Below are 9,138 nucleotides of genomic sequence, written 5' to 3'. Positions count from 1 at the left end.
AGCTTCTGGTCGGTGCGGGAGTAGAACGCGATCCGGTTGCTGTCCATCGGCACCGTCACGCTGTAACCGTCCATGATCTTCGTGCCGTTGTAGACGGCCGAGAACTCGTTCTTCTCGTAGTTGATCGTGATCGACGCGGTGTTGCCGGAGCCGTCCTTGAGGGTCTCGGTGATCGACTTCTTGTCGTCGCTGCGGCTGAAGGTGTCCACGTCGAGCTTGGACAGCAGCATCCACGGCCGGTACCCGAGATAGTAGGCATCGGCGATGTCCTGGTCCCTGGTCTTCCCGTCGATCCAGCGCGCCGACCGGACGTTGTGCAGCAGCACGGCCTTGGGGTCGGACTCCAGGGCCGTCGGGAAGGCGTCGTCCTTCGTCCCGCCGTAGATCTGGGTGTGGCGCAGCACCGTCGCCATGAAGGGCACTTCGGTCTCGGGGCCCCCGACCCAGCCACCGCCCTGCGGTCCGTCCACGGTGAGGGCGACCTTCCCCAGGAACGGGTACCGCTCCATCTCGCCGTTGACGGCAACGCCGTACCTGGCGTACTCCTCGAGGATCTTGAACTTGCCGCCGGTGAGGTTGTCGACGGCGCTGGCCGGGTGGGCCGGATCCCAGTCGTGGCGGTGCGACCACCAGGTCATGGCGTCGATCAGGGCGCCGTCGTGCAGGCCGACCGTGGTGATGGTGCCGTCGGCCCGGGCCAGCGCGCGGCCGCTGTCGACGTACTTCTTCATGCCCGCGATGTAACTCGTGTCGACGCCGTTCCAGGCGTTGAAGGTCTGCAGGTTGTTGTCGATGGTCCGGGTGATGTCGTCGTCGTTCTGGCAGGCACTGGGGACGTCCTTGTTGCAGCTCCACTTGCTCTTGTACTGGTCGTCGTAGTTGTCGTCGGAGGTCAGGTTGGTGTTGTACAGGTTGGCGGCGTTGGCCTTCGCCGTCTTCCAGCCGGACAGTCCCCCGAGCTCGCCGTTGGGCTGGGTCCAGTTGGGCTCGATGGTGTCGTGCCCGCCCTCGAAGATGCCGGCCATCTGCATCACCTGGGGGTTGCCGTCGAGCAGGTTCGACACGCGGCCGGCCAGGCGCTCGGCGGCGGCGTACTTGAGCTCCGCGTCCCTGTGGCCCAGCTGGCCGAGCACCTGGTAGACGAACTTGTCGTCGTAGTAGTGCGAGGGGATGACCGGGGCCTGGTCGCGCATGCGCTTGGCCAGGTCCAGCCAGTCCACGACGCCGTTCTTGTCGTAGTCCCCGGCGAAGGTCAGCCGGGCGATCTCCGGCTGGTTGACCAGGATGTTCGGGGTCGACGTGCCGCCGCGGACCCGGTACTGCGCACCGACGCCCGCGGTGTAGTGCCTTTTCGACCCGCTGAAGTACACCGAGGCGAAGGTCTCGTCGAGGAAGCCCGTGAGCTCGAGCGAGCCCGTGGCCGCCGTGGTCCCGACCCCGTCGACCGGGTAGTACGGCGAGTTGTAGCCCTCCGGGGTGTACACGAACTGCGGCTTGGTGGCGTGGTCCTTGTCGTTGCCCTCCTCGTCCTTGTCCATCTTCACGTTGGCGAGCGGGTTGAGGCGGCCGCCGCCGTTGGCGTCCAGGACCCACGGCGCGCCGCCGTCCTCCTCGCGCACCGTCAGAAGGCTGGGCAGGTTCACCGAGATCAGCTGGTAGCCAGGGGTCTCGGTGACGTTCTGGAGACTGATGTCGACGTTGGTCCCGGTGACGACGTACTGGATCGCCAGCGACGCGGTCCTGGTGGTGCCGTCGCTCCAGTACGCGTCGTAGAAGACCTTCGCGGTCGTCGCGGAGGTCTTCTCGACCCGGTTGAGGCGCAGTGAGTCCGTGCCGGAGAACTCGCCGCCGGAGCTGTCGCGGGAGGCCGCGGCCAGTCGGCCGCCACCGCTGCCGATGTCGTGTCCGCGCAGCGACGCGTTCGACCAGGCGGCGAAGGCGTACCGGCTGGGCAGGCCGTTGGCCGTGTCGAACACCACCTCGACCTCGCCGGAGGCGATCGAGGACCCGTCGGCCGCCGAGGCGAAGGTCGCCGGGATGACGAGGCCGGCGAGCAGCCCGATGGCGCAGGCCACCGGCACCAGCCGTCTGTTGCGTTTCATGAGGACTCCTGAGAGGTGGGGGATCTTCCGTGGAGTTCCGGGCGATGGGGCGAGGGGCCCGGCCCCGACCCGCCCCGGGCGGCGGGCGGGTCGGTGGTCTGTGGCGCCGAGGGGGCGCGGTCGAGGGCGGTCGGGGGGCCGGGTCAGTCCTTGGTGGCGCCGCTGGTGAGGCCGTTGGTGATGAAGCGCTGGCCGAGGACGACGAGCAGCACGGCGGGGACGGCGAGCAGGACCAGGCTGGCGCTGTAGCGCGCGGAGTCGACCGGGGAGGCCGACAGGGCGTTGTGGAAGCTGGAGACGGCCTGGGCGGCGGTGGTCATGTCGGGCTCGGTGTTGAGGACGCTCGGCCAGAGGTAGTCCTGCAGGGACCACATGAAGCACAGCACGGTCAGGTTGACGATCGCGGGCCGGGCGATCGGGACGAAGATCCGGGTGAAGATCCGGAAGTGTCCGGCGCGGTCCATGATGGCCGCCTCCAGCAGGGTGTCGGGCACGTTCTCCGCGTAGTTGCGCATCAGCAGGACGCCGAACGGGACGGTGAGCGCCGCCTCGGGCAGCCCGACCCCCAAGTGGCTGTTGAACAGGTCCAGTTGCTGCGTCACGTGGTAGAGCGGCACCAGGATCGCGGTTCCGGGGATGGCCAGGAACAGGATGGTCCCGTAGTACAGCGCCTCACGGCCGCGGAAGCGCAGCTTGCCGAAGGCGTATCCCGCGGGGAGCGAGACGAACAGCACCACCGCGGCGTGCACGACTCCGTTGAGCAGGCTGTTGAGGTAGGTGCGCCAGACCGGGATGCCGCCCAGCGGATCGCTGAACAGCGAGGTGAAGTTCGAGAACCCGCCGGCCTTGAGGGCCTCACGCAGAGCCGACCAGGCGGGGACCAGCCACAGCAGCGCGGTCGCCACGAGCAGCGCCTGCGCGATGTACCGGTCCCGGCGCCGGCGCACGAGCAGCCCGAAGCCGCCGTTCGCGCTCATCGGGCCTCTCCCTTCCTCGTCCTGGTGACCAGGGCCTGTACGGCCGACACGAGCAGCGCCACGAGCAGGACGAGCACGGATGCCGCCGAGGCGTAGCCGATCGTGGAACCGCCGGAGGTGACGTAGCGGTAGGTGTAGGTGCCGACGATCTCGGTGGTGTCGTCGGGACCGCCGCCCGTGGAGAGCAGCACCACCTCGAACGCCCGGAAGGAGCCGAGCAGGAGGGCGAGCGTCACGGTGAGGTGGGTGCTGCGCATCATCGGATGGATGACGGCGCGCATCATCTGCAGCGGTCCGGCGCCGTCCAGGACCGCTGCTTCCAGGACGTCGGTGCGCATCGCGGCGAGGTCCGCCGTGTAGTACATGATCGGCAGACCGATCAGGTAGGCGAACAGCCCGAGGACGGAGGCGAATGCCCAGCCGGGCTCGGTCAGCCAGTGCTGGGCCAGTCCGCCCAGGCCGATCGAGCGCAACCCTTCGTTGAGCGCGCCGTCCTGGTACTGGAGCATCCGGCCGAACACGGTCGCGATGAGCGCGATCGGGGTCAGGGCCGGGACCAGGAAGATGGCGTAGTACAGTCGGCGACCGCCGATGCCGGACGCTAGCATGACGGCGATGACGAACGCCAGGGTGAGCGAGACCGCGATGCTGCCCGCCGCGAAGAGAAGGTTGTTGCGGATGGCCGTCAGGAAGGCGTGGTCCTCCAGCAGCAACTGGTAGTTCCGCCAGCCGACTTCGACGGCGTTGGAGAAGTTGATCGACACCTTGGTGAAGCTGGTGCCGATCAGGAACCAGAAGCTGTAGGCGTAGTAGACCGCGTAGGCCAGGAACAGCGGTGTGAGGAAGAGGAGGGCGGTCCGCCCCTCGCCCTTCAGCTTGCGTCGCATCGGTAGCCTTTCATCGGACCGCGGTGCGGACGCGGCCGTTTGGCGCCCGCACCACAGGTCTGTGCGCTCGGCGTCAGTTGAACTTGCCGCTGTCCAGGGCGGATTGCAGCTCCTTCGCGGCCTGCTGGGGGTCGGCGCCGCCGATCACGCTCAGCACCTTCTTTCCGGCCTCGGCCGAGAACGCGCTGAGGTTGTTCCGGTCGCTGTGCGGATTGGCGATCAGGTCCTGGATGGTCTTGAGCCCGCTCTGCTCGGCATCGGAGGCGACCGTGCCCTTCGGGGCGGACCAGCCCTGCACCGCCGGGATCAGGCCGAGCTGGTTCGCCCACTGGTCGACGCCGGCACCGGCGGTGAGGTAGGCGATGAAGTCCGCTGCTTCCTTGGGGTACTTGGACGTCTTCGGGATGCCCAGGGTCACGTCCAGGAAGGAGCGCAGCGAGCGGGTGGAGGCGTCCGACACCGCGGGCACGGGCATCGCACCGACGTCGGTCAGCCCGATCTTGTTGGCCGCCCGGTAGGCCGGGGAGAGCAGACTGGAGTCCCAGGTGCCGTTGAAGAGGATCGCGGCCTTGCCGGTCGCGAACGCCTCCTCGGCCTTGGCGAAGTCGACGTCGATGGAGTTCTTGTCCAGGCCGCCGTCGCCGTACGCCTTCTGCAGGTCGGTCAGGGACTGCACGTAGGCCGGGGTGTTCCACTTGCCGTTGTGGTAGCGGACGTTGTCGAAGAACTTCGGGTCCTTCTGGCCCGCCAGGGTGAGCGCGAACTCGTCCTGGAACCAGGCGTCGGTGCCGGAGGGCATCACCGCCACCGAGACGCCCGGCTTCTTCTCCTTCAGGGTTTTGGCCAGTGCGGCCATGTCCGCGAAGGTCTGCGGGGGCTGGACGCCGAGTTCCTTGAACAGGGCCGCGTTGTAGTAGCCGACCGCCGAGCCGCTCATCCCGAACGGCACCGAGTACAGCTGGCCGTCGCTGTACAGCTTCTTGCCCTGGTCGATCGCGAGCGGCTGGAACTTGGCCATCGTGCCGGCCGGCATGTTCTTCTCCCAGGAGCTCAGCGGCCTCAGCTGGCCCCTGACCTGATCCGCGAACAGGTTCGGCTGGACGGCCAGGACGTCGATCTGCTGTCCGGCGTTCAGCGCCAGCGGCACCTTGGCCTTGAAGTCGGCCTGGGCGATCTCGTTGTTCTTGATCGTGACGTTCGGGTGGTCCTTGCTGTACGCGTCAATGGCGCGCTGCATGGCCGCGCCACCGGGTGCCCCGGTCCACGTCCACAGGTTGAGCGTGATCGGACCGGTGGCGGCCGTGTCGGGGGCGGTCGAGCCCGAGCCGCTGCCGCACGCGGCCGTGAGGGTCAGGGTGCAGCCGGCCACGAGAGCGGCGAAGGCTCTCCGGGAGATAGTCATGGGGATCGATCCTCGAGTGCGTGGGAGCGGCGGGTCGTTCATCGCCCGAGCCAATTGATCGGATGACTCCGTGGATGTAGCGGCTTTCTACCGCCATGTGTCCCGGATGTAAACTCTTCGCACCATGATTGGCCCGAGGACATGACCTCATCGCACCCCGGAAAGCCCGGCCCACCAGGGATGTCGCGCCATCTGGACCGATATTGGTCCGATGACCTAAGGTCTCGAGCGAACGAAGGAGATCCGATGACTTCGCCCGACCGACCGTCCGCGGCCACCCGTCCCGCCGTTTCCTGGGCGCTGGAGCAGCTCCTGGGCCTGATCGCCCGGGGTGCCTACGCCCCGGGGCAACAGATCCCCGTCGAACGCGGGCTCGCCCTGGAGCTCGGGGTGTCGCGCGGCTCCGTCCGGGAGGCCATGAGCGCGCTCGTCGCCCTCGGGCTCGTCGCGCCACGTCAGGGCGCCGGCGTGTTCGTCACGGCGCTGGACTCCGAGCACCTGCTGTCCGGACTGCGGCTGGCGCTGCCGGTCGCCGACGAGGACCGGCGAGCCGAACTCCTCGAAGTGCACGCGGTACTCGAAGCGGCCGCCGCCGCCCGGTCGGCCGCGCGCGCCCGACCCGAGCAGATCGCCGCGCTGGCCGACCTGGCGGAGCGGGTCGCCACCGCCGACGGCCATGACGAAGCCGCCGAAGCCGACCGCGAGTTCCACCTTGAACTGACCCGGCTGAGCGGCAACAGCATGCTCTCCGCGCTGGCCGACGCGCTGTTCAGCGCCCCGGCGCGGGCCGACGTCTGGCGGTCGGCCTGGGAGCAGGGCCGCGAGCGGCTGCTCACCGACCACGACATGCTGGTGTCGGCCCTCGAGCGCCGGGACGCCGACGGCGCCAGGGCCTGGGTCCTCGCCCACGCGGCCCGGAGCACCACCGCACGCCGCTCCCCGCAGCCGGTGCCGACCGCCCTCCGACGACGCCGCGCCGTGGCCGTGGCAGAGACCGAACCGCCGAGCCGCGAGACCCCGGCCTGGTTCCGGGACGCCAAGCTCGGCGTGATCATCCACTGGGGGCTGTACTCCGTCCCCGGCTGGGCACCGCTGGACGAGTCGCTGGTCGAGCTGCTGGTCGACGACGAGAGCGCGCCGCGCGGCGGCGACGAACTCGACCCGCTGGTCCCCACCCCGTTCTCCGAGTGGTACGAGAACGGGCTGGCCATCGAGTCCAGCCCCACCTGGCACTACCACCGCGCCACCTACGGCGACGCGCAGTACCAGAACTTCCGCGGGCCCTTCGCGACCGCGCTCGACGAGTGGGACCCGAAGGAGTGGGCCGAGCTGTTCGCCGCGGCCGGCGTCCGGTACGCCGTACCGGTGGCCAAGCACCACGACGGCTACCGGCTCTGGCCGTCCCGGGTGCCGCACCCGGACGGCTGGACCGCCCCCCGCGACGTGGTCGGGGAACTCGCGGCCGCCGTGCGCGACCGGTCGATGCGGGTGGGCCTCTACTACTCCTCGGGCCTCGACTGGTCCTTCGCCAACCTCCCGGTCCGCCGCATGACCGACACGCGCGTCAGCTGCCCGCCGGGCCCCGAGTACGCCGCCTACGTCGACGCGCACTGGCACGAACTCATCGAGCGCTACCGTCCCGACATCCTCTGGAACGACATGGGATACCCGGGCGACCCCACCCCGCTCCTCCAGGACTACTACGCGGCCGTCCCCGACGGAATCGTCAACGACCGCTTCTGGTCCGGCCCTTACGACGTGGCCACGCCCAACTTCGCCCGCCGTCACGAGGTGGATGCCCGGCCGTGGGAGGTCGCCCGCCCCCTCGGCCTCTCGTTCGGCTGGAACCGCCAGGAGGGCCCCGAACACACCCTCACCGGCACCGAGTTGGTCCACCTCCTGCTCGACGTCGTGAGCAAGAACGGCAACCTCCTGCTCGGCGTCACCCCGGACGACCGCGGCCGGATCCCCCGGCTCCAGCAGAGGGCCCTGCGCGAACTCGGCCGATGGCTCGACGTCCACGGCGAGGCGGTCTACGGCACCCGGCCCTGGACGGTTCCCGGGTCCACCACCCAGGACGGCGTGCCGGTCCGCTTCACCACGACAGCGGACGCCCTCTACGTCCACTTCCTCGGCCCGGTGACGGGCGAGACCGTGGTCACCGATCTCCACCTGCCGCAGGACACCCGGGTGACCGAGCTCGCTTCGGGCGCACCCGTACCCGTCGAGGCCGGCCGCCGGGGCGCCGTGTTCACCCTCCCCTCGACGGCCGAACCGGCCGCGCGTGTGCTGAGGCTTGCCCCGGTCCCCTCGTTCTGACCGCGGCCCCGCGGCAGCGGCGACGTCGGCGAATCAGGTCTTGACGGGGATGAATAAAGGAATTTAACTTATTGCAGCCGAGCTGCCTCGGTGCCCCACACCGACCCCGAACAGCGGGTCCGGTCCGGCCGCCTGCCCTTCAGCCGACCGGAGCCTCGCACGAGAGAACCCCCTCGGATGCTGACAGTGACGCCGTTGCACCCTCACCTCGACCACAGCCCGGTATCCGGGACAGCCGACACCCGACCGGATCGCACGGTCATCGGCGTCGACTTCGGTGGCACCAAGACCGAACTCGCACTCGCCGACCCGCACGGGACGATCCTCATCCGCATGCGACTGGCGACGCTCGCCGAACTGGGGCCCGACCAGGCCCTCGCGCGCGCCGCCGAGGCCGTACGACAGCTCGCCGCCGAGTCCGAGACCCGCTTCGACGCCCCCGTCGCCGCCCACGCCGCGGTCGCACCGGGCATCATCCAGTCCGACCGCATCCTGCTCACCCCCAACCTGCCCGGCTGGGAGGACCTGGCCCTGTCCTCACGTCTCGCCGAGGAGTTCGGCGTCCCCACCGTCCCGGTCGCCAACGACGTCCGGGCCGGCGCACTCGCGGAACTTCGCCTCGGCGAGCTGCGGGACGTCGACCCCGGCCTCTACGTCAACCTCGGCACCGGCCTCGCCGCCGCCCTCACCGTCGGCGGACACATCGTGTGGGGCGCCAACCGGGCGGCCGGCGAGATCGCCTACGCCAACCCCGGTGACGCGCCCCTGGACGCCGTCGCCGCCGGCCGCGCCCCACTGGAGGAACTCCTCGGCGGCAGACAACTGGCGGACCAAGCCAAGGAGTTGCTCGGCGACACCGCCACCGGCGGCGACCTCTTCCGCAGCACCACCCCCGCCGCCCAGGAGCTGGCGCGGCAGACGCTCACCGTCCTCGCGATGGCGCTCGCCAACATGGCCTCGCTCGTCGACCCCGCCCGCATCGTCCTCGGCGGCGGCCTGATGTCCGTCGCCGACGTGATCCTCCCCCGGCTCGAGCGCCTGCTGGCCGATGCCCTGCCCTTCCCCACCGAGCTGAGGGCGGCCCGGTTCCGCCAGGACGCCTCCCTGCACGGCGCGATCGTCCTCGCACTGGACGACCTGCGGCCGCAGGGAGCGCGCCCCGGCCCCGACGGGTCCTGACGTCCCGCCCGGCGCCCCACCCGTCACGCTTTCCCACCAGCCCGGTCGGGCACCGTCGCCGACCGCCCCCCCGACACCCGGGCCGGATTCGGAACACCGCTCGCCAGCCGATCCCCGGTCCGGTTGGAGCCGTGAAGTCTGCACCCCCACCTGACAATCCCAGGAGGTTCCGATGTCCCTGAACAGTGTGCTCACGAGACGCGGCAGCGCCGTGCTCGTCGCGGGAATCATGGTCGCCGCAGCAGCCGTGACAGGCATGCCCGAACGCGCAC

Annotated in this window: 6 protein-coding genes; 2 read left to right on the top strand and 4 right to left on the bottom strand. The window is 69.9% G+C overall.

All coding sequences use genetic code 11. The annotated features are described in order from the left end of the window. The 4 genes from IH61_RS0139110 to IH61_RS0139095 all read right to left on the bottom strand — a co-directional run. On the bottom strand, window positions 1–2,102 hold a 2,102-nt coding region (locus IH61_RS0139110), incomplete at its 3' end, for a hypothetical protein (protein ID WP_031079056.1). 143 nt (window positions 2,103–2,245) lie between these two features. Then, window positions 2,246–3,079, bottom strand: coding sequence for a carbohydrate ABC transporter permease (locus tag IH61_RS0139105; RefSeq protein WP_031079054.1), 834 nt, complete (start codon window positions 3,077–3,079; stop codon window positions 2,246–2,248). Beyond that, window positions 3,076–3,966 (bottom strand): carbohydrate ABC transporter permease, encoded by an 891-nt coding sequence (locus tag IH61_RS0139100; protein WP_051838757.1) that lies wholly within the window; start codon window positions 3,964–3,966, stop codon window positions 3,076–3,078. The genes IH61_RS0139105 and IH61_RS0139100 overlap by 4 nt, the downstream gene beginning before the upstream one ends. Window positions 3,967–4,039: 73 nt before the next feature. Continuing rightward, on the bottom strand, window positions 4,040–5,368 hold the full coding sequence (locus IH61_RS0139095; protein ID WP_158845868.1) for an ABC transporter substrate-binding protein: 1,329 nt from the start codon (window positions 5,366–5,368) through the stop codon (window positions 4,040–4,042). A gap of 246 nt (window positions 5,369–5,614) precedes the next feature. Here IH61_RS0139095 and IH61_RS43735 point away from each other — a divergent pair, with 246 nt between their 5' ends. Then, complete coding sequence (locus tag IH61_RS43735; RefSeq protein ID WP_051838756.1) at window positions 5,615–7,687, top strand: alpha-L-fucosidase; 2,073 nt, start codon at window positions 5,615–5,617, stop codon at window positions 7,685–7,687. A gap of 177 nt (window positions 7,688–7,864) precedes the next feature. Further along, window positions 7,865–8,866, top strand: coding sequence for an ROK family protein (locus IH61_RS0139085; protein ID WP_078911734.1), 1,002 nt, complete (start codon window positions 7,865–7,867; stop codon window positions 8,864–8,866). Window positions 8,867–9,138 lie beyond the last annotated feature (272 nt).

It is taken from the genome of Streptomyces sp. NRRL WC-3742 (genome assembly GCF_000720635.1).
Lineage (GTDB): Bacteria > Actinomycetota > Actinomycetes > Streptomycetales > Streptomycetaceae > Kitasatospora.
Note: the sequence above shows the minus strand (reverse complement) of the source record. Positions and strands in the feature narration are given on the sequence as shown.

Excerpts from the sequence above, each read along its gene's own strand:
- IH61_RS0139105 (WP_031079054.1), bottom strand. The coding sequence starts at position 3,079 with ATGAGCGCGAACGGCGGCTTCGGGCTGCTCGTGCGCCGGCGCCGGGAC.
- IH61_RS0139095 (WP_158845868.1), bottom strand. The coding sequence starts at position 5,368 with ATGACTATCTCCCGGAGAGCCTTCGCCGCTCTCGTGGCCGGCTGCACC.
- IH61_RS0139100 (WP_051838757.1), bottom strand. The coding sequence starts at position 3,966 with ATGCGACGCAAGCTGAAGGGCGAGGGGCGGACCGCCCTCCTCTTCCTC.
- IH61_RS43735 (WP_051838756.1), top strand. The coding sequence starts at position 5,615 with ATGACTTCGCCCGACCGACCGTCCGCGGCCACCCGTCCCGCCGTTTCC.
- IH61_RS0139085 (WP_078911734.1), top strand. The coding sequence starts at position 7,865 with ATGCTGACAGTGACGCCGTTGCACCCTCACCTCGACCACAGCCCGGTA.